This window comes from Sphingopyxis sp. Geo25 (assembly GCF_949769135.1).
GTDB lineage: Bacteria > Pseudomonadota > Alphaproteobacteria > Sphingomonadales > Sphingomonadaceae > Sphingopyxis.
The window spans coordinates 179,727-202,111 of sequence record NZ_CATKOZ010000003.1 but is presented as its reverse complement, the minus strand read 5'-3'; the positions used below and the strand labels follow the sequence as shown (position 1 = coordinate 202,111).

Below are 22,385 nucleotides of genomic sequence, written 5' to 3'. Positions count from 1 at the left end.
GTCCGGGGTGACGAAAGGCTATTAGGGCGCCGTAACGCCCGCGTTGCTATCCCCACCCAGCGCGCGGAACAGCGCGATGCGCGTGCTCACGAGCAGCAACTGCGTCCCGATCTCGCTTCGCCGTGCCGCATAGAGGCTGCGCTGGGCATCCAAGCTGGAAAGGAAGCTGTCGACGCCGCCCTTGTACCGGGCGTCGGTGAGCATCGCGGTATCGGCGGCGGCTCCGGTATTGGCAGCGGCGGCGCGGACGCGTTCCGACATCGTCCCCTGCACCGCGAGCGCATCGGCGACCTCGCGGAACGCGGTCTGGATCGCGCCCTCGTAGCTCGCGAGCGCGGCGTCGCGCTGCGCCTTGGTCACATCGACCCCGGCGCGGCGGCCGCCGAAGTCGAAGATCGTCGCGCTGGCGTCGCCGCCGACCGACCAGTTGAACGATCCGCTGTCGAAGAGGCTTCCGAGCGCGTCGCTCGCGAAGCCGAGCAGTCCGGTGAGCGAGATCGTCGGGAACAGCCGCGCACGCGCGATGCCGATATCGGCATTGGCGGCGCGCAGGCGATATTCGGCCTCGATCACATCGGGACGGCGAAGCAGGATTTCCGAGCTGACCCCGGCGGGAAGCTGGACGATCCCCGGCGTCACTTCGGCGAGGCCAGCGGGGAGCTGCGCACGGTCGAACTCGGCGCCGACGAGCAGGCGGATCAGATTCTCGTCCTGCGCGAGCAGGGTTTTCTGCTGTGCGATCGAATCCTCGGCGGTGGCGAGGATCTGTTCGGCCTGGCTGAGGTCGGTGCGCGGCGCGACCCCGCCGTCTAGCCGCGCCCTGGTCAGACGGACGCTTTCGCGCGCGTTGGCGGCGGTATCCTCGGCGATCTTGAGGAGGTCGCGGTCGGCGCCATAGGTGGCCCAGGCGCTCGCAAGGTCCGCAATCAACGCGAGGCGCACGGTGCGCGATGCCGCCTCGGTTGCGAGCGCGCTGTTGCGGTCGGATTCGGCGGCGTTGGCGAGGCGGCCGAACAGGTCGAGTTCGAAGGCGGTAATCCCGCCGCGCAGCGAGAAATCGCCGCTCCCGCTGCCCGTGCCTCCATTGTCCGAATAGCCCGCGCCCGCGCTGACGCCGAGTTCGGGGAACTGCCCGGCGCGGCTGACGCGCGCCTGCGCCCGCGCGGCGGCGAGATTGGCATAGGCGACGCGGAGGTCGCGGTTGTTGACCAGCGCCTGTTCGACGAGGCGCTGCAGCCGCGCGTCGGTGAACACCGTCTTGTACGACAAGACCGGCAGCGCCGCCTCGCTCTGGAGCAGATAGGCGTCGCCCGCGGGCCAGCTCTGCGGCACCGGCGGCGCGGGCAGCACCGCCTTCGGCGCGAGCGAGCAGCCGGCCAGGAGCAACGGGGCCGCGATCAGGAGGGAGGCGCGATTCATGCCGCCACCTCCGCGCCGCCGTCCTTCTTGCCGAACCGTTGGCGCAGCGCCGCGAGCCCGTCGCGAACGCCGCGACGGACGAGGACGAAGAAGAGCGGGATGAAGAAGATCGCAAGCAGCGCGGCGGTCAGCATCCCGCCGATCACCGCGGTGCCGATCGCGACGCGGCTGTTCGCGCCGCCGCCGGTCGCGATCGCGAGCGGCAGCACACCGAAGATGAACGCGAAACTCGTCATCAGGATCGGACGCAGACGAATGCGCGCCGCCTCCACTGCCGCCTCGATCACGCGCTTGCCCTTTTTCTCTTCCTGCTCGGCGAATTCGATCATCAGGATCGCATTCTTCGCCGCGAGCCCCATCGTGGTGAGCAGGCCGATCTGCAGATAAACGTCATTCTCGAGCCCGCGCAGCGTCACCGCGAACACCGAGCCGACGAGGCCGAGCGGAATGACGAGCAGCACCGCGAGCGGGATCGACCAGCTTTCGTAAAGCGCGGCGAGACAGAGGAAGACGACGAGCAGCGACAGCGCATAGAGCAAGGGCGCCTGCCCCGACGATAGCCGCTCCTGATAGGAGGAGCCCGACCAGGCGACGCTGGTGCCGGGAATTTCGTTCGCCATTCGCTCCATCTCGTCCATCGCTTCGCCCGAACTGGTGCCGGGGGCGGGCTGGCCCGAGATTTCGAAGGCGGGGACACCCTGAAAGCGCGAGGTGCTGCTGGGCGTCGTCGACCAGCCGAGGTCGGCGAAGGCCGAGAAGGGTGACATCTCGCCGTTCGACGAGCGGACATACCATTGGCCGAGATCCTCGGGCTTGGCGCGATATTGCGCGTCGCCCTGGACATAGACGCGCTTGACGCGGCCCTTGTCGATGAAGTCGTTGACGTAGCGGCCGCCCCACGCGGTCGCGAGCGTGTTGTTCACGTCGCTGTTGGTGAGGCCGTAAGCGGTGAGCCGCTGCGAATCGATGTCGATCTTGAGCGTCGCGACGTCGGGAAGGTCGGAGAGGCGCACCGAGGTGAGCTTCGGATTGGCGTTGGCGGCGGCGAGCAATCTCTCCCGCGCGGCGACGAATTCGTCGCGGCTCATCCCGCTGCGGTTCTGGAACTCCATCGTAAAGCCCGACGCATCGCCCAGCCCGCGCACCGCGCCCGGGACGAGCGCGAATACCTGCGCGTCGCGAATTCCCGACAAAGCCTTGCGCGTGCGCTCGGCGATCGCGTCGGCGGTATTTTCCTTGCCTGGCCGGCTGTCCCAGTCGACCAGGTTGATGAAGCCCTGACCGGTGTTCTGGCCGACGGCGCCGCCGCCCCCGCCACCGCCCGCGACAAGGAAGAGCGCGCCGACATTCGCCTTTTCCCGCGTCAGCAGATATTTCTCGATCTGGTCGCGCACCTGCAAGGTGCGCTCCTGCGTCGCGCCGGCGGGCAGGCGGAACTGGATCTGGACGCGGCCCTGATCCTCGTTGGGCAGGAAGCCGCTCGGTAGCCGCAGGAACATCACCGCGAGCAGGGCGAGGATCAGCGCATAGATGCCGAGGAACAGCCATTTGCGGTCGACGACCTTGGTCACGCTGCCGACATAGGCATTCACCGAGCGGTCGAACCAGTTGTTGAAGCCGTCCTGCGCGCGCTTCATCGCGGCGTGGGCGCGCGGGAAACGGTGCGGCTTTTCGGGCACGTCGCCATGCTGCGGGGGTTTGAGCAAGGTCGAGGTCAGCGCCGGGCTCAGGATCAGCGCGACGAGCACCGACAGCGCCATCGCCGAGACGATCGTGACCGAGAATTGGCGATAGATGACCCCGGTCGATCCGCCGAAGAAGGCCATCGGCAGGAACACCGCCGACAGCACGAGCGCGATCGCGATCAGCGCGACCTGCAGCTCCTTCATCGACTGGATCGTCGCCTCGCGCGCCGACATGCCGGGATTTTCTTCCATCAACCGCTCGACATTCTCGACGACGACGATCGCGTCGTCGACGAGCAGACCGATCGCGAGGGTCAACCCGAACAAGGTCATCGTGTTGATGCTGAAGCCCAATATGTAAAAGACGCCGAAGGTACCGAGCAGCACGACGGGCACCGCGATTGCGGGGATCAGCACGGCGCGCCAGCTTTGCAGGAAGACGAACATCACGACGATGACGAGCAGGATCGCCTCGAACAGCGACTTTTGCACCTCGCTCACCGACAGCTTGATGAAGGCGGTCGCGTCGTTGGCGTAGCTGTAGGTGAGCCCGTCGGGGAAGTCGGCCGAGAGCTCCTGCATCCGCGCCTTGACCCGGTCGGCGGTTTCGAGCGCGTCCGAACCCGGCGAGAGCGAGATCGACATGCCCGCGCCCGGATGGCCGTTGATGCGGACGATCGTCGCATAGCTTTCGGCGCCGATCTCGACGCGCGCGATATCCTTGATCCGCACGCTCGATCCGTCGGGCAGCGTCTTCAGCACGATATTCTCGAATTGCTCGGCGGTCTGGAGCCGCGATTGAGCGGTCACCGTCGCGTTGAGCATCTGGCCTTGCGGCGCCGGCGTGCCGCCGACCTCACCCGCCGCGACCTCGGCATTTTGGGCGGTAATCGCGGTGACGACATCGCCGGGCATCAGCGACACCGCGGCGAGCCGCTGCGGGTTGAGCCAGATGCGCATCGCGTGCGGCGAGCCGAAGACGTTGACGTCGCCGACCCCCTCGACGCGCGACAGCGGATCCTGGATGTTCGACGACAGGAAGTCCGATACGTCCTGGAACGAGCGACTGTCGGTGGTGTCATAGACGCCGACGAGCAGCAGCGTGTCCGAATTGGCCTTGGTGACGCGGATGCCCTGGCTCTGCACCTGCGCCGGCAGGCGCGAGATCGCCGAGGCGATCTTGTTCTGCACCTGCACCTGCGCGATGTCGGGATCGGTCCCTTTGGCGAAGATTGCGGTGATGGTCGCCTGCCCGCGCGAGCTCGACTGCGAGCTGAAATAGAGCAGGCCGTCGATTCCGGTCAGCTGCTGTTCGAGCACCTGCGTGACGCTGTTCTCGATCGCTTCGGCCGAGGCGCCCGGATAGGTCGCGCGGATGTTGACCTGCGCGGGGGCGATGTCGGGATATTGCTCGATCGGCAGCGCGCGCAGCGCGCCGAGACCGCCGAGCATGACGATAATCGCCAGCACCCAGGCGAAGATCGGCCGGTCGATGAAAAGACGTGACATGGGGGCCTAGTTTCCTTTCGCCGCAGCGGCCTTGTCCGCGCCCCCGTCCGCGCCTTTGCCAGAGGGTGCCCCCAACCGCTGCGGACTGCTCGCCGGAACCGGCTTGACCGGCGCCCCTGCCTTGAGGTTGCCGACCCCCTGCGTGATGACCTTGTCGCCGGGCTTCAGCCCGTCGGTGACGACCCAGTTCGGGCCGACGGTGCGCTCGGCGACGATCTTGCGCCGCGCCGCCTTATTGTCCTTGCCGACCAGATAGACGAAGGCCGATCCGTCAAAGTCGCGCTGCACCGCGGCTTGCGGGACCAGAATAGCGGTCGGATTGATCGCCTGATCGAACAGCGCGGTCACGAACATGCCGGGCAGCAGCAGCCCCTGCGGATTGGGGAAGCGCGCGCGCAGGGTCACGGTGCCGGTGCCTTCGTTGACGGTGACTTCGGAGAATTGCACCGTGCCGGCGAAGCCATAATCGCTGCCGTCCTCGAGCTTCAGCCGTACCGAGGTGCTGCCGGGGGTCACCCCGCCGCTCGCCAGCGCCTGGCGGAGGCGCGTGAGGTCGGCGCTCGATTGCTGCATGTCGACATAGATCGGGTCGGTCTGCTGGATCACCGCCAGCGGGGTTGCCTGGTTTGCGCTCGCGAGCCCGCCCGGTGTCACCAGGCTGCGTCCGATACGCCCGCTGATCGGCGCCGACAGCGTCGTGTAGCGCAGGTTGATCCGCGCGGTTTCGAGCGCGGCGGCATTTTGCGCGACCGCGGCGCGCGCGCTACGTGCCTGCGCGAGCGCGTCGCTGTAATCCTGCTGTGCGACCGCTTGAATCTTTGCGAGCGGTTCGAAACGCTTCGCTTTCTCGTCGGCCGCCTGCGCACTGGCGCGCGCGCTGGCGAGGTTTGCCTCCGCCTGATCGACCGCGGCGCGGTAGAGGCTGGCGTCGATCTGGTAGAGCGGCTGGCCGGCGCGCACGAAGCCGCCCTCGGTGAACAGGCGGCGGCGGATGATGCCGTTCACCTGCGGCCGGACCTCGCTCGTCTCGAAGGCGACGGTGCGGCCGCCGAGCGACGTGGTCAGCGGCACGGCCTCCTGCCGGACGACGACATAGCCGACCTGCGCGGCGCGATTGCCGCGCCCTTCGTCTTCCTTGCCCGAACAGGCGCCGAGCGAAAGCGTCAGGGCGCACAAGGCTCCGATCAGGAGCGGCGGCTTCGTCATCGTCATTCGAAAAGTCCGTCTCGGGTTAGGCCGGCCGGCGGGGGAGCAAAGCATCGGATTCGGGCTATTCAGCCCATCGCATTACACCATGCAAGCGCTTTCAGGCACTTGCGACAAAGTGCGACAATTTGGACGCGCGGGCAATCAGGCGGGGACGAGAAGCGTCCGGCTCTCGCGCACCTCGACGTCGAGCCAGTCGATAAAGGCGCGGATGCGTGGCTGCGGTGCGACGTCGCGGTGGAGCGCAAGCCAGAAAGCGCGCGCGATCGTCTGATCGGGGCGCACGCGGACCAGCGCGGGATCGTCCCCCGCGAGGAAGCAGGGCAACACGCCGACCCCTGCGCCGCCGGCGATCATTCGCCGCTGCGCGAGGATTGACGAGGAGCGGACGTTCGCGCGGAGACCCGGCTCGATCTCGCCCAGATAGTCGAGTTCGGGGGCATAGAGGATGTCGGGGATATAGCCGATCACCGGGATGCCCGCGCGCGACAGCGGTGCCGCGGCGACCGCATCTTGCCAGTCGGGGCGATCGGCGGGGGCGTAGAGGCCGAGGCTGTAGTCGGACAGCTTGCGCGTGATCAGCGGGCCCTTGCGCGGCCGCGCAAGCAGCACCGCCATATCGGCCTCGCGCCGCGACGGGTTGAGGAAGCCCGACGAAGCGACTAGGTCGATCTCGAGCTCGGGATGCGCGGCGACGAAACTGCCCAGGCGCGGGGCGATGAAGCTGTTGCCGAACCCTTCGGAGACGCTGACGCGGAGTTGCCCCGACAGCGCCGACCCGCCCGGCTGCGCCGAATGGATGCGCGCCGCCGCCGCCGCCATCGCTTCGGCGTGCGGAACGAGCGCCCGGCCCGCCGCGGTCAGAACGAACCCCGTCGGCGCGCGTTCGAACAAAGTCTGCTGCAGCGCGGCTTCGAGCGCGCTGACCTGTCGGCTGACGGTCGTCGCATCGACATGCAGCGCCGCGCCGGCACGCGCGAGCGTGCCGTGGCGCGCGACGAACAGGAAATATTGCAGCTTATCCCAGTCCATGAGCTGCAAATATGCAGGATATGCCTGCAAGTCTATCCCTTGCAATCGCGGCGCAACTGGTCTGTGGCAGCGGCAACGTCATACGGGAGACTCGGATATGCGACAGATCGACCACCACATCGTCGGCGGCGCCGGCGGCGGCGCAAGAGGTTCCGGGCGCTTCGGCGATGTCCTCGACCCGAACAACGGCGGCGTGCAGGCGCAGGTCGCGCTCGGCGACCGCGCCATCCTCGATCGCGCGGTGGCCGCTGCCAAGGCCGCGCAGCCCGCCTGGGCCGCGACCAACCCGCAGCGCCGCGCACGCGTGATGTTCGAATTCAAGCGCCTCGTCGAAGCCAATATGAACGAGCTCGCCGAGATGCTCTCGGCCGAGCATGGCAAGGTGATCGCGGACTCGAAGGGCGATATCCAGCGCGGTCTCGAAGTCATCGAATTCTGCTGCGGCATCCCGCATGTGCTGAAGGGCGAATATACGCAGGGCGCCGGGCCGGGCATCGACGTCTATTCGATGCGCCAGCCGATCGGCATCGGCGCGGGTATCACCCCGTTCAACTTCCCCGCGATGATTCCGCTGTGGATGGGCGGCGTCGCGACCGCGGTCGGCAATGCCTTCATTCTGAAGCCCAGCGAGCGCGACCCCTCGGTCCCCGTGCGCCTGTCGGAACTCTTTCTCGAAGCGGGTATGCCCGAAGGCATTTTCCAGACCGTCCATGGCGACAAGGAAATGGTCGACGCGATCCTCGATCATCCCGACATCGGCGCGGTCAGCTTCGTCGGTTCGTCGGATATCGCGCACTATGTCTACAATCGCGGCGTCGCGAACGGCAAGCGCGTGCAGGCGATGGGCGGCGCAAAGAACCACGGCATCGTGATGCCCGATGCCGATCTCGACCAGGTCGTGAACGATCTGACCGGCGCGGCCTTCGGCTCGGCGGGCGAGCGCTGCATGGCGCTGCCGGTCGTCGTTCCCGTCGGCGAGGACACCGCAAACCGCCTGCGCGAAAAGCTGGTTCCTGCGATCGAGGCGCTGCGAGTCGGCGTGTCGACCGATGCCGAGGCGCATTACGGTCCCGTCGTGACGCAGGCGCACAAGGAAAAGGTCGAGGGCTGGATCGCGAAATGCGCCGACGAGGGCGCCGAGCTCGTCGTCGACGGCCGCGGCTTCACGCTGCAGGGGCATGAAAAGGGCTTCTTCGTCGGCCCGACCCTGTTCGACCATGTCACGACCGACATGGAAAGCTACAAGGAAGAAATCTTCGGCCCGGTGCTCCAGATCGTCCGCGCCCCCGATTTCGAGACCGCGCTCGAACTGCCGTCGAAGCACCAATATGGCAACGGCGTCGCGATCTTCACCCGCAACGGCCACGCGGCGCGCGAATTCGCGGCGCGCGTCAACGTCGGCATGGTCGGCATCAACGTGCCGATCCCGGTGCCGGTCGCGTACCATACGTTCGGCGGCTGGAAGCGGTCGGCGTTCGGCGACACCAACCAGCACGGCATGGAAGGCGTGAAGTTCTGGACCAAGGTCAAGACCGTCACCGCGCGCTGGCCCGACGGCTCGCCTGACGGCGGCAACGCCTTCGTCATCCCGACGATGGGGTGAGCCGGGCCGGTTCGGCGCCTTCCCGTCATCGACGCGGGAGGGCGGCCGGGCTATGGTCGCGCTGCCGCCATCGGGGCGGCGCCATCAGGGGAGAACAGACATGGATATTCGCTTTGCCGCCGCCGCCGCCATGCTGCCGCTTGCCGCCTGCGCCACGATGGGTGGTGGAACCGAACCGGCGCCCGCGCCTGACCCGATGACATGCAATGCCGACGGCGGCACTTCCTTCGTCGGCCAGACTGCAACGCCCGAGGTCGGCGCTGCGGTACTCAAGGCAACCGGTGCCCGCACGCTGCGCTGGGGCCCGCCGCGCTCGGCGATGACGATGGATTACCGCCAGGACCGCGTGAACATCATGTACGACGACGCCTACAAGATCGAGCGCATCACCTGTGGCTGATCCGGCGCGTCGCAACCACAGCTCTGCCTCGCCCTTCGAACCCGTCTATGGCTACAGCCGCGCGGTTCGGGTGGGGAACCGCATCGACGTCGCGGGCTGCGCGCCGATCGAGCCCGATGGCGCCTCGACGCCGGGCGACGCGGGCGCGCAAGCGGCGCGCTGCCTGACGATCATTCGCGAGGCACTCGAAGCGCTCGGCGCCTCGCCTGCCGACGTCGTGCGCACCCGCATGTACATTACCGATCCCGCCGACGCCGATCTCGTCGGCCGCGCGCATGGCGCGATGTTCGGCGACATTCGCCCCGCGTCGACGATGCTTGTCATCCCCGCGCTGATCCGCCCCGAGTGGAAGGTCGAAATCGAAGCCGAGGCCATTTTAGAGACAGAGACATGACCGACCAGTTCCAGCTTACCGACGACCAGCTCGCTATCCAGGATATGGCGCGCAAATTTACTGCCGACCGCATCACGCCCTTCGCGGCCGAGTGGGACGAGAAAAGCCACTATCCTGTCGACGTGTGGAAGGCCGCGGGCGAACTCGGCTTCGGCGCGATCTACGTGTCCGAAGAATCGGGCGGCATCGGGCTCGGCCGGCTCGAGGCGGCGCTGATCATGGAGGCGATGGCCTATGGCTGCCCCGCGACGTCGGCCTATATCTCGATCCACAATATGGCGGCGTGGATGATCGACCGCTTCGGCGGCGCCCAAATCAAGGCGCGCTTCCTGCCCGATCTCGTCAGCATGGAAAAGATCGCGAGCTATTGCCTGACCGAACCGGGGTCGGGCTCCGACGCCGCGGCGCTCAAGACGACCGCGAGGAAGGATGGCGACCATTATATCCTCAACGGCACCAAGCAGTTCATCTCGGGCGCCGGGGTGAACGACATCTATGTCTGCATGGTCCGCACCGGCGAGGAAAAGGCGAAGGGCATCTCCTGCCTCGTCATCGAAAAGGACACGCCGGGCCTCAGTTTCGGCGCGCCCGAGAAGAAGCTCGGCTGGAACGCGTCGCCCACCGCGCAGGTGATCTTCGAGGATTGCCGCGTGCCGGCCCAAAATCTCGTGGGCGCCGAGGGCGACGGCTTCCGCTTCGCGATGGCGGGGCTCGACGGCGGCCGCCTCAACATCGGTGCCTGCTCCTTGGGCGGCGCGCAGCGCTGCCTCGACGAAGCGATCGCCTACACCAAGGACCGCCAGCAGTTCGGGCAACCGATCGCCGATTTCCAGAACACCCAGTTCATGCTCGCCGACATGGCGACCGACCTCGAAGCCGCGCGCGCCTTGCTTTATATGGCGGCCGCAAAAGTCACCGCGAACGCCCCCGACAAGTCGCGCTTTTCGGCGATGGCAAAGCGGCTCGCGACCGATAGCGGCAGCAAGATCGTCAACGACGCGTTGCAGCTGTTCGGCGGCTATGGTTATTTGAAGGATTATCCGATCGAGCGCTTCTGGCGCGACCTGCGCGTTCATTCGATCCTCGAAGGCACCAACCAGGTGATGCGGATGATCGTCGGAAGGGACCTGCTGCGCCAATGACGGAGGATGTACTGATCAGCGTCGAGGGCCGCGTCGGCCGTCTGTCGCTCAACCGCCCGAAGGCGATCCACGCGCTCAACCTGCCGATGTGCCAGGCGATGATCGATGCGTTGCTGGCGTGGCGCGATTCCGACGCCGTCGAGGCTGTGATCATCGACCATAGCGAAGGTCGCGGCTTCTGCGCCGGCGGCGACATCCGTATGCTTGCGACAAGCGGTGCGAAGGACGGCATCGAGGCGCGGCTATTCTTCCACACCGAATATCGCCTCAACCATCTGCTCTTCACCTACCCCAAGCCCGTCGTCGCCTTCATGGACGGCATCACCATGGGGGGCGGCGTCGGCATTTCGCAGCCGGCGAAATATCGCGTGGCGACCGAGCATACGCGTTTCGCCATGCCCGAGACCGGGATCGGCCTGTTCCCCGACGTCGGCGGCGGCTGGTATCTGCCGCGGCTCGAGGGGCGCGTCGGCGTCTTCCTCGCGCTCACCGGCGCGCGGCTCGACGGGGCGGACTGCCTCGCGCTCGGCCTCGCGACGCATTATCTGCCTTCGGAGAAGCTCGCCGAGGCGAAAGAGCGCATCGCGCAGCACCCCGACCGCATCGGCGGCATATTGGGCGAACTGTCGGTCACCGCGCCCCCCGCCGCGATCACCCACCAGATCGACAAGATCAACCGCCTCTTCGCCAGCGACACCTATGAGGATATCCTCGCCGCGCTCGAAGCCGATAGCGGCGAATGGGCGGAAAAGGAACTGGCGGCGCTGCACAGCAAGTCGCCACAGACCTGCAAGGTTGCGCTGCGTCAGCTCAAGGAAGGCGGCGAGATGCACGACTTCGCGGCCGAGATGACGCAGGAATATGCGATTGGCGCCCGCGTCGTCCAGATGCACGACTTCATCGAGGGCGTCCGCGCGCTGATCGTCGACAAGGACAACAGCCCGAAATGGGACCCGCCGACGCCCGAAGCCGTCACCGACGACTGGATCGACGCGATCTTCGCGCCGTTGCCCGAATCCGAGAAATGGACCCCGCTCACTTAACCTCGTCACCCCGGACTCGATCCGGGGTCATTGGCGCACCGTCGGAATGGATACCGGATCAAGTCCGGCATGACGACCATCTGGAGACGATCTGAATGACCTACGAAACCCTTCTCGTCGAACAGCGCGGCGCCGTCACGCTGGTGACCTTGAACCGCCCGCAGGCGCTGAACGCGCTGAATTCGGGCGTGCTCGACGATCTGATCGCCGCCTTCGCCGCCTTCGAGGCCGACGCCGGCCAGCGCTGCGCCATCCTCACCGGTTCGGGCGACAAGGCCTTTGCCGCCGGCGCCGACATCAAGGAAATGGCCGACAAGGCGGCCGCCGATTTCTACTTGGAAGATTTCTTCTCGAAATGGACGAGCGACTTCGTGAAGAAGGTCCGCAAGCCGTGGATCGCCGCCGTGAACGGCTTTGCCTTGGGCGGCGGCTGCGAGCTCGCGATGATGGCGGACTTCATCATCGCCAGCGACAAGGCGAAATTCGGCCAGCCCGAAATCAAGCTCGGCGTCGCGCCGGGCATGGGCGGGTCGCAGCGGCTGACCCGCGCGATCGGCAAGGCGAAGGCGATGGAAATGTGCCTCACCGGCCGGATGATGGACGCCGCCGAAGCCGAACGCTCCGGCCTTGTCGCGCGCGTCGTTCCGCATGAGACGCTGGTCGACGAAGCCGTGAAGACCGCGACCCTGATTGCGTCGATGCCGCCGATGGCCGCGATGGTGAACAAGGACATGGTCAACGCCGCGTTCGAGACGACGCTCGACCAGGGGCTGATCTACGAACGCCGCCTGTTCCAGATCCTCGCCGCGACCGAGGACAAGGCCGAAGGCATGGCCGCGTTCATCGAAAAGCGCGAAGGCGTGTGGAAGGGTCGGTGATCGTCTCGAATATAGTCCAACTTTTGAGTGAAAAGCTGTGTGCCCCCGCGAAGGCGGGGGCCCATCATCGGATGGTGCAATTTCAAACTGCCGGATGATGGATCCCCGCCTTCGCGGGGACACACAAGCCTTTGAGGTTTGTGGAGAGAATTATGAAAATCGCATTCATCGGACTCGGCAACATGGGCGGCGGCATGGCCGCAAACCTTGCCAAGGCGGGCCATGAGGTTCGCGCCTTCGACCTCAGCGAAGAGGCGCTGGCGCGCGCGGTCGAGGCGGGATGTACGCGCGCTGCTTCGGCGGCCGAAGCCGTCACCGGCGCCGAAGCGGTCGTGACGATGCTCCCCGCGGGCAAGCATGTCGCCTCGGTCTATGAAACCGATGTCTTCCCCAATGCCGCGCCGGGCACCTTGCTCCTCGATTGCTCGACGATCGACGTCGCGACCGCGCGCGCCAATATTGAAGCTGCGAGAGCCAAGGGCCTTGTCGCGGTCGACGCTCCGGTTTCGGGCGGAATCGCTGCCGCCAATGCGGGCACGCTTACCTTCATGGTCGGCGGCACCGACGAAGGCTTTGCGCGCGCCGAGCCAATCCTCGCGAAGATGGGCAAGGCGGTGATCCACGCCGGCGATGCGGGCGCCGGACAGGGCGCGAAGATCTGCAACAACATGCTGCTCGGCGCCTCGATGATCGCGACGTGCGAAACGCTCGCGCTCGCGCAGAAGCTCGGGCTCGATCCGCAGAAATTCTTCGACATCGCCAGCGTGTCGTCGGGGCAGTGCTGGTCGCTGACGTCCTACGCGCCGCTTCCGGGCGTCGGGCCGACGACGCCCGCCGACAATGGCTACAAGGGCGGCTTCGCCGCGGCGCTGATGCTCAAGGATCTGCGTCTTGCTATGGAGGCGGCGGCGAGCGTCGACGCCGATGTTCCAATGGGATCGAAGGCGCGCGAACTGTACGAGGCGTTCGTCGAGGCCGACAAGGATGGCCGCGATTTTTCAGCGATCATCCAGACTTTGCAGGGATAAACAGCAGCGCCGCCAGTGGCGGCTTTGGGGTGGGGAGCTGCCGTTCTCTATTTCCGTTCGTGTCGAGCGAAGTCGAGACACCCGGCGGCCTTGCGCCTAGCCCGAGGGGCATCTCGACTTCGCTCGATGCGAACGGAATAGGTTGGGAGTCACGTCCACTTCCGGTCGAAACGCGCCGATCGCGCTTTCCGGCGCCGTTTCAATAAAAATCCGCTGTCTCGCCGCCATCCGGCCTCTTTGTGCGATGCACTTGGGTTGGCGCCTTGCGGTCGCCGGTGCGCACTTCCATCCGGCCATTCACCCGCCGCACCTCGGCCGGTTCCAATATGCGCGCACGCGCGATGCCCACGGCGCTTGCCTGCGGCGGCGGTGCTTGCGCCGCCGTCGGCGCGCCGGCTGCGACGAGCAGGGCGAGGGCGAAGGACATGGCATTCATGCTCTGCCCTAACGGCCGATGCCGCCATGATCTTAACCCCGAATCGCCACTGTTTTTGCGGCCGGTCGCCGGGATTTTGACAAAAGAAGGGCCGCCTGACCCAAGCGGGGACAGGCGGCCCTTTCTTCGTTTCGCGCTGGCTCAGAAGCCCGCCTTCGCCGCCGCCTTCTCTGCGAGCAGCGGCGCGACGGTGAAGCCGTGCTTCTCAAGTGCCGCGGCGATCTTGTCGGTGCCCTCGATGCCCGCCCAGAACATCGGGCCGCCGCGATACACGGGCCAGCCATAGCCGAAGACCCAGACGACATCGATGTCGCTCGCGCGCTGCGCCTTGCCTTCTTCCAGGATCAGCGCGCCTTCGTTGACCATCGGATAGAGGGTGCGCTCGATGATCTCCTGATCGGTGATCTCGCGCTTTTCGATTCCCGCCTTCTTGCGGAACTCGTCGATGATTTCCTCGACGCGCGCGCTCGGCGTCGGAGTGCGCTTCTCGTCATAGTCGTAGAAGCCCGCCTGCTTCTTCTGGCCCCAGCGGCCTTCGGAGCAGAGCGCGTCGCGGATGCTTTCGATCCGGTTTGGGTCGCGGTGCCAGCCGATGTCGACGCCCGCAAGGTCGCTCATCTGGAACGGACCCATCGGCATGCCGAAATCGGTGTGAACCTTGTCGACCTGTTGCGGGGTCGCGCCTTCGAGCAGCAGTTTCTGCGCCTCGATCTGGCGCGGTGCCAGCATGCGGTTGCCGATGAAGCCGTGGCAGACGCCGGCGACAACCGACACCTTGCCGATCTTCTTGCCCCACGCCATCGCGGTCGCGAGCACGTCGTCCGAGGTCTTATCGCCGCGCACGACTTCGAGCAGCTTCATCACATTCGCGGGCGAGAAGAAGTGCATGCCGACGACGTCGCCGGGGCGGCTGGTCGAGGCGGCAATCTCGTCGATATTGAGATAGCTGGTGTTCGACGCGAGGATCGCGCCGGGCTTGGCGATCTTGTCGAGCTTGCCGAAGATCTCCTTCTTGACCCCCATATCCTCATAGACCGCCTCGATGATCAGGTCGCAGTCGGCGAGAGCCTCCAGGTCGAGCGACGGGGTGATGAGCCCCATCATCTGGTCGACCTGTTCGGGCTTGAAGCGGCCCTTGGCGGCCGAGGCATCATAATTCTTGCGAATGACGCCGAGCCCGCGGTCGAGCGCGTCCTGCTGCATCTCGACGATCGTGCAGGGGACGCCTTTCTGGAGGAAGTTCATCATGATGCCGCCGCCCATCGTGCCGGCGCCGATGATGCCGACCTTCTTGACGTCGCGGAGCTGGATGTCCTTCGGCAGGCCGTCGATCTTCGCGGCCTGGCGTTCGGCGAAGAACAGGTGGCGCTGCGCCGCCGACTGGCTGCCCATCATCAGCTTCATGAATTCCTGGCGTTCGAAGGCGAGGCCTTCGTCGAACGGCAGGCGCGTCGCGGCCTCGACGCAGGCGAGGTTCGCATAGGGCGCCTCGAACCCGCGCCAGCGCTTGGCGTTCGCGGCCTTGAGCTGTTCGATGACGGCGGCATCGCCGAACACCGGGCGTTCGCGCGTCGGGCGCGGGCCGTCGGCGATCTTGGCGCGTGCGAAAGCGATCGCGTCGGCGGCCAGGCTGTCCTCGGCCGCGAGGGCGTCGACGAGGCCGAGGTCCTTCGCCTTGGCGGCGGGCAGCGGGTCGCCGAGCGAGGTCATCGTGGCGGCGGCTTCGACCCCGACGACGCGCGGCAGGCGCTGCGTGCCGCCCGCGCCGGGCAGCAGGCCGAGCTTCACTTCGGGCACCCCGAGCTTCGCCGAAGGGACGGCGACGCGGTAATGGCAGACGAGCGCGGTCTCGAGACCGCCGCCAAGCGCCGTCCCGTGGATCGCGGCGACGACCGGCTTGGTCGCGGCCTCGATCATGTTGAGTACCGCGTTGAAATCGGGGCCGCGCGGCGGCTTGCCGAACTCGCTGATGTCGGCGCCGGCGATGAAGGTGCCGCCGTCGCAGCGCAGCACGATCGCCTTGACGCCGTCGTCGGCGAGCGCGGCTTCGAAATTATCCTTGAGGCCTTGGCGGACGTGCCACGACAGCGCGTTCACGGGCGGATTGTTGACGATGACGACAGCGACATCGCCGTCCTTCTGCAGCGTCACGCTGACGGGGGTTTCTTCGGACATGGGAGACTCCTCTTGAATGTGGGACCGTCCGCTCGGGCTTTGTCCGCTGCGGACGGAGGGGTGGGTGGGCGTTTCAGTCGTCGAGGGCGGCGTGGACGAGTGTCTTGACCTCGCGCCGGACGGGATAGGTGGAAGAGGGCATGAGCTGGGTCATGAAGACCATGCAGATCTCCTCGACCGGATCGACGAAGAAGCCGGTCGAGAACATGCCGCCCCAGTAAAAGTCGCCGGCCGAGCCTGGAATGCCCGTGGTGGCGGGATCGAGCGTGACCGCGAAGCCGAGGCCGAAGCCGACCCCGGCGTTCTCGTCCTCCGAAAAGATGCCGACGCTGTGCTGCGTCAGGTCGCCGCCGCCGACGAGATGGTTCGAGGTCATCAGATCTAGCGTCTTGCGGCTGACGATGCGCACATCGCCGAGCTTGCCGCCGCCGAGCAGCATCAGGCAGAAACGGTGATAGTCGTGCAAGGTCGAGGCGAGCCCGCCGCCGCCCGAATGGAAGCTGCGGTCCTTCGCCCAGCGGCTGCGGTCGCCGCTGTCGAAACCCTTCATCTTCTCCTTGGGGTCGAAGGCGTAGCAGTCGGTCAGCCGGTGCTGCTGGTCGGCTGGGACCCTGAAGCCGGTGTCGACCATGCCGAGCGGGCCGAAGATGCGCTCCTGCAACACGTGCGCGAACGGCTTGCCCTCGATGCGCTCGATGACCGCGCCGAGCACGTCGGTCGCCATCGAATAATTCCAGTGGGCGCCGGGGTCGAACTGCAACGGAATTTTTGCGAGCCCCGCGATGAAGCTGTCCATCGTGTAATCGGCGTCGAAATCGTCGATCCGCGCCTTGCGATAGGCCGCGTCGACCGGGGTGCGTTCCTGAAACCCATAGGTCAGGCCCGCGGTATGGCGCAGCAGGTCGACCATGCGGATCGGCTGCGCCGGCGCGCGCGTCAGGAAGGGGACGTTGCCGCCGCCCGCGACGAAGACGCCGGTATCCTTGAATTCGGGACAGAATTTGGTCAGCGGATCGCTCAGTGCGACCTTGCCCTCTTCGACCAGCATCATGAAGGCGATCGACGTGATCGGCTTGGTCATGCTGGCGATGCGGAAGATCGCGTCGTCTTTCAGCGCCTCGCCCGGACGCGCGTCGCCGATGCACGACAGATGCGCGATCTCGCCGCGTCGCGATACCAGGGTCGCGGCGTGCGGAAGACGGCCGGTGTCGACATATTTGGCCTGCAGGAAAGCCGGGATGCGGTCGAGCCGCCTGGTGTCGAATCCGTGACTCATATAGCCTCCGCGCTCAGTGTGACGTCTGGCCCAATAGCTGGCGCGTCACCGGATGCGAACTGGTAAGCCCGCCGTCGACCGCGATCGCCTGTCCGTTGACATAGCTCGCCTGGTCGCTCGCCAGGAAGAGGGCGACATTCGCCAGCTCCTCGGGCTGCGCTGCGCGGCGCAGCGGATTGAGCTGGCCGAGCTTGTGCGTGACCTCCTTGGCTTTCGCATAGTCGAAGGTCGGCTTGGTCATGCCGGTCTCGGTCAGGCCGGGGCAGATCGCGTTGACCCGCACGCCGCTGGTCGACAGCTGCTGCGCGGCGACCTTGGCAAGGTTGATGACGCCCGCCTTCGACGCAGAATAGGCGCCCGGGCCCGCGCCCGAATTGATCCCGGCGACGCTTGCGGTCAGCACGATCGCGCCGCCGCGCCCCTGGTCGACCATCGCCTTGCCGGCGTGCTTCACCATCAGCGCGGGGCCGATCAGGTTGACACGCAGCGTTTCGGCCCACGCGGCGGGGTCGAAATCGAAGATGCCCCCCATGTCGCCGATGATCCCGGCGTTGGCGAACGCGACATCGAGCCCGCCGAAACTGTCCTTCGCCGTCGCGACCAGCTTCGCGACGTCGGCCTCGACCCCCGCGTCGATCTCGAGCGCGATCGCCTCGCCGCCCGCATCCTTGATCGCCTGCGCGGTGTCGTGCACCGCCGCCGTCTTGTCGCCGAGCACCAGCTTCGCGCCCTCGGCGGCGAAACGCAGTGCGCTCGCGCGGCCGATACCCGAACCTGCGCCGGTAATGATTGCGATCTTGCCGTCCAATGCGCCCATCATGCGCCTCCCGAAATCGTGGCGCCGCCATCGCAGACGATGGTCTGGCCGGTGGTGAATGCTCCCGCCTTGCTGGCAAGGAAGACCGCGGCGCCCGCGATCTCGTGGGGTTCGCCGATGCGCTTCAGCGTCGAGGCGGCGGTCGAGCGCCGCAGATTTTCGGGATCCTCCCACAGCGCGCGCGCCATGTCGGTGCGGATCAGGCCCGGCGCGATGCAATTGACGCGGATGCCGCTCGCACCCAGCTCGACCGCGAAATTGCGCGCCATCTGCATGTCGGCGGCCTTCGAGATGCAATAGGCGCCGATGATCGGCGATCCCTTGAGCCCGCCGATCGAGCTGATGATCGTGATCGCGCCTTCGCCGCGTTCGACCATTTCGGGCGCGACCATGGAGATCAGCCAATGGTTGGACAGGATGTTATTGTCCATGATCTTGCGGAACTGGTCGTCGCTGATCCCGAGGCCGGGGCCGTAATAGGGGTTCGACGCGGCGTTGCAGACAAGCGCGTTGATCTTGCCGAACGCCTTTCGCGTCGTATCGACGAGGTGCTGCAGATCGTCCTTCGACGAGATATTCGCGGGGACAGCGATCGCGGTGCCGTCGCCGAACGTCGCATTGATCTCGGCCGCGGTGGCGTCGCAGGCGTCCTGCTTGCGGCTCGAGATCACGACCTTTGCGCCCTGCTCGGCCATCGCCTCGGCGATCGCCCTGCCGATGCCGCGCGACGATCCGGTGATCAGCGCGACCTGACCGCTCATGTCGAAAAGGCTCATGCGCCTGCCTTTCGTGCAAAATCCCACGCCTTTTCCGCGAGCGGGAGGACGCGTTCGGACATCGCCTTGGCATGGGCGGAGGAAGCGGTGCCGTCGATGACGCGCTTCTTGATCCCCTGCATGATCCCGGCAAGGCGGAAGAAGTTATAGGCGAAATACCAGTTCATGTCGGGCACGCCGTCGCGGCCCGTTGCCTGACAATAGCGCTCGACGACCTCGTCGAGTTCGGGAATGCCGAGCGCTTTGCGGTCGAGGTCCATGACCCCCGATCGCCCGCCATTCTCGGTCACCCAGGCCATTGCGACATAGGTGAAATCGGCGAGCGGATCGCCGAGCGTCGAGAGTTCCCAGTCGAGCACCGCCAGAACTTCGGGCCGGTCCTTCGCGTAGATCATATTGTCGATGCGATAGTCGCCGTGGACGACGCTGGTGCGCGTCTGTTCGGGCAAGGTGGCGGGCAGCCAGGCGATGAGCCGCTCCATCTCGTCCATCGTCTCGGTTTCGGAGAGCTTGTACTGTTTCGTCCAGCGGTCGACCTGGCGGCCGAAATAATTGCCCGGCTTGCCGAAGTCCGACAGACCCGCCGCCTCGATATCGACGCTGTGCAGTGCGGCGAGCGTGTCGATCATAGCATGATAGGTCGCACGGCGGTTCTCGGGGGTCGAGCCGGGCATCGACCCGTCCCAGATTGTCTGCCCGTCGACCATGCCCATGACGTAGAACCAGCTGCCGACGACGCTGTCGTCGGTGCAGAGGCCGTACTGGCGCGCGACGGGGAAGCCGGTCTTATGGAGTCCGGCCTGCACCTTGTACTCGCGGTCGACCGCGTGCGCCGAGGGCAGCAGCGGGCCGAAAGGCTTGCGACGCAGGACATAATTGCCCGAGGGCGCGCTGATCTTGTAGGTCGGGTTCGACTGGCCGCCGGCAAACTTGCTTTGGGTCAGCGGGCCTTTGAAGCCTTCGACATTCGCCTCCATCCACTGGGTCAGCTTCGCTTCGTCGAGTATGTCGGCGCCCTCGGGGGCGACGGTGCCGCTGAAGGCCTTTTGCGCGTCGATGCCCGTCGTCATTGGTCGAACACGATCACCGACCGCGCGGCATCGCCCTTTCGCATCTTGTCGAAGCCTTCGTTGACCTGGCTCAGCGGAATCGTCTCGGCGACGATGCTGTCGAGGTCGAGCAGTCCGCGGAGGTAGAAGTCGACAAGGCGCGGGATATCGACCGGGAAGCGGTTGCCGCCCATGATCGCGCCTTGCAATTTCTTGCCCGAGAGCAAATCCATCGCCGACAGGCCGACCTTTTCGGCGAGGGGCATCATGCCGAGGATCGTCGCGGTGCCGCCGCGGCGGAGCGAAGCGACGGCAAGGCTGGCCGAGGCCGGGCGTCCGACCGCCTCGATCGCATGGTCGACGCCGCCCTTGCTGATTTCGAGGATCTGCTTCGCGGCATCGTCAGAAAGCGCATCGACGACGTCGGTCGCGCCAAGCTTCTTCGCGAGTTCGCGCTTTTCGGGCACGGGGTCGGCGGCGATGATGCGGCCCGCGCCGGCGATCTTCGCGGCGTTGATCGTCGCGAGGCCGACGCCGCCGCAGCCGACGACGGCAACGGTCTCGCCGGGCGTCACCTTGCACGCGTTGAAGATCGTTCCGGCGCCGGTGGTCACCGCGCAGCCGATCACCGCGGCGCGGTCGAGCGGCATGTCGGGGTCGATCCGCACGCAGGCATGCTCATGGACCAGCATCACCTCCGAAAAGGCGCTGAGATTGAGCATCTGGTTGACCGGCGAGCCGTCGGGGCGGGTGATGCGCGGCGCCGATCCTGCGGGACGGCGCGTGTCGCCGCCGAGGCAAAGCGACATGCGCCCGCTGACGCAAAACTCGCAATGGCCGCAGAAGGCGCTCAGGCAGGTGACGACCGCATCGCCGGGCTTCACCGTGCGAACCTCGCTGCCGACCGCTTCGACGATCCCCGCCGCCTCGTGCCCGGGAATCGCGGGCAGCGGGTGCGGATAGGCACCGTCGATGAAGTGCAGGTCCGAATGGCACAGGCCGCACGCCGCGGTGCGGATGCGCACCTCGTGCGGGCCGGGCTTGTCGACGACGACATCTTCGATGACGAGCGGCTTGCCCGGCTCGATCAGAACGGCGGCTTTGGTCAAAGTGTCTCTCCGAAATCTGCTGCTGTTTAGCGCGAAACGCCGATGTCGCCCGACGAGAAGCCGGCATCGGTCGCGGCAGGCGAATGTTTCGCGAGCTCGATGCGCGAGATCGCGCGGGCGTGAACCTCGTCGGGGCCGTCGGCCAGGCGCAGCGTGCGCTGGCCTGCGTACATCTTGGCGAGGCCGAAGTCGTCGCTGACCCCGCCGCCGCCATGCGCCTGGATCGCATCGTCGATGATCGAGAGCGCCATGTTCGGCGCCTGCACCTTGATCATCGCGATCTCGGCCGCGGCCGACTTGTTGCCGACCTTGTCCATCATGTCGGCGGCTTTCAGGCAGAGCAGGCGTGTCATCTCGATGTCGATCCGCGCGCGCGCGATCCGCTGTTCCCAGATGCTGTGCTCGGCGATCGTCTTGCCGAAGGCGACGCGCGACTGGAGCCGCTTGCACATGCGTTCCAGCGCTTCCTCGGCGACGCCGACGGTGCGCATGCAATGATGGATGCGGCCCGGCCCGAGACGGCCCTGCGCGATTTCGAAGCCGCGGCCCTCGCCGAGCAGCATTGCCTCCTCGGCGTTGACGCGGACGTCCTTCAGCTCGATTTCCATATGGCCGTGCGGCGCGTCGTCATAGCCGAAGACGGGCAGGTGGCGCTTGATGTTGATCCCCGGCGCATCCATCGGCACGACCAGCATCGACTGCTGCGCGTGGCGCTTGGCGCCGAAGTCGGTCTTGCCCATCACGATCGCCACCTTGCAGCGCGGATCGCCTGCGCCCGACGACCACCATTTGGTGCCGTTGATCACATAATCGTCGCCGTCGCGCTCGATCCGCGTCTCGATATTCGTCGCGTCGGACGAGGCGACCGCGGGTTCGGTCATCAGGAAGGCCGACCGGATTTCGCCGTTCATCAGCGGCGCGAGCCATTTGTCCTTCTGTGCCCGCGTCCCGTAGCGGTGGAAGACTTCCATGTTGCCGGTGTCGGGCGCCGAACAGTTGAACACCTCGCTCGCGAAGCCAACGCGGCCCATTTCCTCGGCGCAGAGCGCATATTCGAGGTTGGTGAGGCCGGGGCCTTCGAACTCGAACGTCTCGTCGACATGATGATGCGCGGCCGACTTGGGCGGCATGAACAGGTTCCAGATGCCCGCCGCCTTCGCCTCGGCCTTCAGGTCCTCGACGACCTCGATCACCTTCCAGCGATCGCCCGCGGCATCCTGCTGCTTGTAGGTCGAAACCGCGGGGCGGACCTTGCGCTCGATGAAATCGCGAACCCGGCCCTGCCAATGCTTCTGCCGGTCGGTAAGATCGAAATCCATCGCTACATCCTTCCCTTTACGTTTACGTAAACCCTTGGGCCGATTCGGTCGCTTTGCCAAGGCCCGGATGCCGCGAAATCGCATTTTTC

Annotated in this window: 19 protein-coding genes; 7 read left to right on the top strand and 12 right to left on the bottom strand. The window is 66.3% G+C overall.

The genetic code is table 11. The features are described 5' to 3' along the window. Positions 1 to 21 precede the first annotated feature (21 nt). From QOL68_RS11505 to QOL68_RS11490, 4 genes are all read right to left on the bottom strand, one after another. Entirely contained in the window at positions 22 to 1,419 is a 1,398-nt protein-coding gene (locus tag QOL68_RS11505) for an efflux transporter outer membrane subunit (protein ID WP_282949364.1), read from the bottom strand. After that, entirely contained in the window at positions 1,416 to 4,613 is a 3,198-nt protein-coding gene (locus QOL68_RS11500; RefSeq protein ID WP_282949365.1) for an efflux RND transporter permease subunit, read from the bottom strand. Before QOL68_RS11500 ends, QOL68_RS11505 begins: the two co-directional genes overlap by 4 nt. Before the next feature lie 6 nt (positions 4,614 to 4,619). Continuing rightward, complete coding sequence (locus QOL68_RS11495; RefSeq protein WP_282949366.1) at positions 4,620 to 5,825, bottom strand: efflux RND transporter periplasmic adaptor subunit; 1,206 nt, start codon at positions 5,823 to 5,825, stop codon at positions 4,620 to 4,622. Positions 5,826 to 5,963: 138 nt separating this feature from the next. Further along, a complete protein-coding gene (locus QOL68_RS11490; RefSeq protein WP_282949367.1) occupies positions 5,964 to 6,851 on the bottom strand; it encodes a LysR family transcriptional regulator in 888 nt (295 codons plus the stop codon). Between the two features lie 97 nt (positions 6,852 to 6,948). On the opposite strand from QOL68_RS11490, the gene QOL68_RS11485 reads away from it, so the two are divergent. The 7 genes from QOL68_RS11485 (at position 6,949) to mmsB (ending at position 13,339) form a co-directional block, all read left to right on the top strand. Beyond that, entirely contained in the window at positions 6,949 to 8,454 is a 1,506-nt protein-coding gene (locus QOL68_RS11485; RefSeq protein ID WP_282949368.1) for a CoA-acylating methylmalonate-semialdehyde dehydrogenase, read from the top strand. 100 nt (positions 8,455 to 8,554) lie between these two features. Then, positions 8,555 to 8,854, top strand: coding sequence for an I78 family peptidase inhibitor (locus QOL68_RS11480; protein ID WP_058456362.1), 300 nt, complete (start codon positions 8,555 to 8,557; stop codon positions 8,852 to 8,854). Further along, positions 8,847 to 9,248, top strand: a complete 402-nt coding sequence (locus QOL68_RS11475) for a RidA family protein (RefSeq protein ID WP_282949369.1) — start codon at positions 8,847 to 8,849, stop codon at positions 9,246 to 9,248. Before QOL68_RS11480 ends, QOL68_RS11475 begins: the two co-directional genes overlap by 8 nt. Beyond that, on the top strand, positions 9,245 to 10,390 hold the full coding sequence (locus QOL68_RS11470; protein WP_204992168.1) for an acyl-CoA dehydrogenase family protein: 1,146 nt from the start codon (positions 9,245 to 9,247) through the stop codon (positions 10,388 to 10,390). Before QOL68_RS11475 ends, QOL68_RS11470 begins: the two co-directional genes overlap by 4 nt. Beyond that, entirely contained in the window at positions 10,387 to 11,433 is a 1,047-nt protein-coding gene (locus tag QOL68_RS11465; RefSeq protein ID WP_282949370.1) for an enoyl-CoA hydratase/isomerase family protein, read from the top strand. The genes QOL68_RS11470 and QOL68_RS11465 overlap by 4 nt, the downstream gene beginning before the upstream one ends. Before the next feature lie 95 nt (positions 11,434 to 11,528). Next, positions 11,529 to 12,311: an enoyl-CoA hydratase-related protein gene (locus QOL68_RS11460; RefSeq protein ID WP_282949371.1), complete on the top strand. Its 783-nt coding sequence runs from the start codon at positions 11,529 to 11,531 to the stop codon at positions 12,309 to 12,311. A 152-nt stretch (positions 12,312 to 12,463) separates the two neighbouring features. Next, the gene (gene mmsB, locus QOL68_RS11455; RefSeq protein ID WP_502957389.1) at positions 12,464 to 13,339 is read left to right on the top strand and encodes a 3-hydroxyisobutyrate dehydrogenase; all 876 of its coding nucleotides are present in this window, start codon (positions 12,464 to 12,466) and stop codon (positions 13,337 to 13,339) included. Between the two features lie 199 nt (positions 13,340 to 13,538). On the opposite strand, the gene QOL68_RS11450 is transcribed toward mmsB, so the two are convergent. The 8 genes from QOL68_RS11450 to QOL68_RS11415 form a co-directional block, all read right to left on the bottom strand. Beyond that, positions 13,539 to 13,766, bottom strand: a complete 228-nt coding sequence (locus tag QOL68_RS11450; RefSeq protein WP_282949372.1) for a hypothetical protein — start codon at positions 13,764 to 13,766, stop codon at positions 13,539 to 13,541. 150 nt (positions 13,767 to 13,916) lie between these two features. Continuing rightward, a complete protein-coding gene (locus QOL68_RS11445; protein ID WP_282949373.1) occupies positions 13,917 to 15,950 on the bottom strand; it encodes a 3-hydroxyacyl-CoA dehydrogenase NAD-binding domain-containing protein in 2,034 nt (677 codons plus the stop codon). A gap of 73 nt (positions 15,951 to 16,023) precedes the next feature. Beyond that, positions 16,024 to 17,226: a serine hydrolase domain-containing protein gene (locus tag QOL68_RS11440; protein ID WP_282949374.1), complete on the bottom strand. Its 1,203-nt coding sequence runs from the start codon at positions 17,224 to 17,226 to the stop codon at positions 16,024 to 16,026. 13 nt (positions 17,227 to 17,239) lie between these two features. Then, the gene (locus QOL68_RS11435) at positions 17,240 to 18,043 is read right to left on the bottom strand and encodes an SDR family NAD(P)-dependent oxidoreductase (RefSeq protein WP_215353210.1); all 804 of its coding nucleotides are present in this window, start codon (positions 18,041 to 18,043) and stop codon (positions 17,240 to 17,242) included. Then, positions 18,043 to 18,819, bottom strand: a complete 777-nt coding sequence (locus QOL68_RS11430; RefSeq protein WP_282949375.1) for an SDR family NAD(P)-dependent oxidoreductase — start codon at positions 18,817 to 18,819, stop codon at positions 18,043 to 18,045. Before QOL68_RS11430 ends, QOL68_RS11435 begins: the two co-directional genes overlap by 1 nt. Continuing rightward, positions 18,816 to 19,889 (bottom strand): phosphotransferase family protein, encoded by a 1,074-nt coding sequence (locus tag QOL68_RS11425; RefSeq protein ID WP_282949376.1) that lies wholly within the window; start codon positions 19,887 to 19,889, stop codon positions 18,816 to 18,818. Before QOL68_RS11425 ends, QOL68_RS11430 begins: the two co-directional genes overlap by 4 nt. Further along, positions 19,886 to 20,977 carry a Zn-dependent alcohol dehydrogenase gene (locus QOL68_RS11420; RefSeq protein WP_058456350.1) on the bottom strand — a complete coding sequence of 364 codons (1,092 nt, stop codon included), beginning with the start codon at positions 20,975 to 20,977 and terminating at the stop codon, positions 19,886 to 19,888. The genes QOL68_RS11425 and QOL68_RS11420 overlap by 4 nt, the downstream gene beginning before the upstream one ends. A gap of 26 nt (positions 20,978 to 21,003) precedes the next feature. Next, positions 21,004 to 22,296, bottom strand: a complete 1,293-nt coding sequence (locus tag QOL68_RS11415) for an acyl-CoA dehydrogenase family protein (RefSeq protein WP_282949377.1) — start codon at positions 22,294 to 22,296, stop codon at positions 21,004 to 21,006. Positions 22,297 to 22,385: the final 89 nt, after the last annotated feature.

What these genes read in the sequence shown, in the direction of transcription:
- QOL68_RS11485 (WP_282949368.1), top strand. Translation starts at nt 6,949, where the DNA reads ATGCGACAGATCGACCACCACATCGTCGGCGGCGCCGGCGGCGGCGCA.
- QOL68_RS11465 (WP_282949370.1), top strand. Translation starts at nt 10,387, where the DNA reads ATGACGGAGGATGTACTGATCAGCGTCGAGGGCCGCGTCGGCCGTCTG.
- mmsB (WP_502957389.1), top strand. Translation starts at nt 12,464, where the DNA reads ATGAAAATCGCATTCATCGGACTCGGCAACATGGGCGGCGGCATGGCC.
- QOL68_RS11460 (WP_282949371.1), top strand. Translation starts at nt 11,529, where the DNA reads ATGACCTACGAAACCCTTCTCGTCGAACAGCGCGGCGCCGTCACGCTG.
- QOL68_RS11495 (WP_282949366.1), bottom strand. Translation starts at nt 5,825, where the DNA reads ATGACGATGACGAAGCCGCCGCTCCTGATCGGAGCCTTGTGCGCCCTG.
- QOL68_RS11450 (WP_282949372.1), bottom strand. Translation starts at nt 13,766, where the DNA reads ATGTCCTTCGCCCTCGCCCTGCTCGTCGCAGCCGGCGCGCCGACGGCG.
- QOL68_RS11440 (WP_282949374.1), bottom strand. Translation starts at nt 17,226, where the DNA reads ATGAGTCACGGATTCGACACCAGGCGGCTCGACCGCATCCCGGCTTTC.
- QOL68_RS11415 (WP_282949377.1), bottom strand. Translation starts at nt 22,296, where the DNA reads ATGGATTTCGATCTTACCGACCGGCAGAAGCATTGGCAGGGCCGGGTT.
- QOL68_RS11500 (WP_282949365.1), bottom strand. Translation starts at nt 4,613, where the DNA reads ATGTCACGTCTTTTCATCGACCGGCCGATCTTCGCCTGGGTGCTGGCG.
- QOL68_RS11445 (WP_282949373.1), bottom strand. Translation starts at nt 15,950, where the DNA reads ATGTCCGAAGAAACCCCCGTCAGCGTGACGCTGCAGAAGGACGGCGAT.
- QOL68_RS11490 (WP_282949367.1), bottom strand. Translation starts at nt 6,851, where the DNA reads ATGGACTGGGATAAGCTGCAATATTTCCTGTTCGTCGCGCGCCACGGC.
- QOL68_RS11470 (WP_204992168.1), top strand. Translation starts at nt 9,245, where the DNA reads ATGACCGACCAGTTCCAGCTTACCGACGACCAGCTCGCTATCCAGGAT.
- QOL68_RS11505 (WP_282949364.1), bottom strand. Translation starts at nt 1,419, where the DNA reads ATGAATCGCGCCTCCCTCCTGATCGCGGCCCCGTTGCTCCTGGCCGGC.
- QOL68_RS11425 (WP_282949376.1), bottom strand. Translation starts at nt 19,889, where the DNA reads ATGACGACGGGCATCGACGCGCAAAAGGCCTTCAGCGGCACCGTCGCC.
- QOL68_RS11430 (WP_282949375.1), bottom strand. Translation starts at nt 18,819, where the DNA reads ATGAGCCTTTTCGACATGAGCGGTCAGGTCGCGCTGATCACCGGATCG.
- QOL68_RS11435 (WP_215353210.1), bottom strand. Translation starts at nt 18,043, where the DNA reads ATGGGCGCATTGGACGGCAAGATCGCAATCATTACCGGCGCAGGTTCG.
- QOL68_RS11480 (WP_058456362.1), top strand. Translation starts at nt 8,555, where the DNA reads ATGGATATTCGCTTTGCCGCCGCCGCCGCCATGCTGCCGCTTGCCGCC.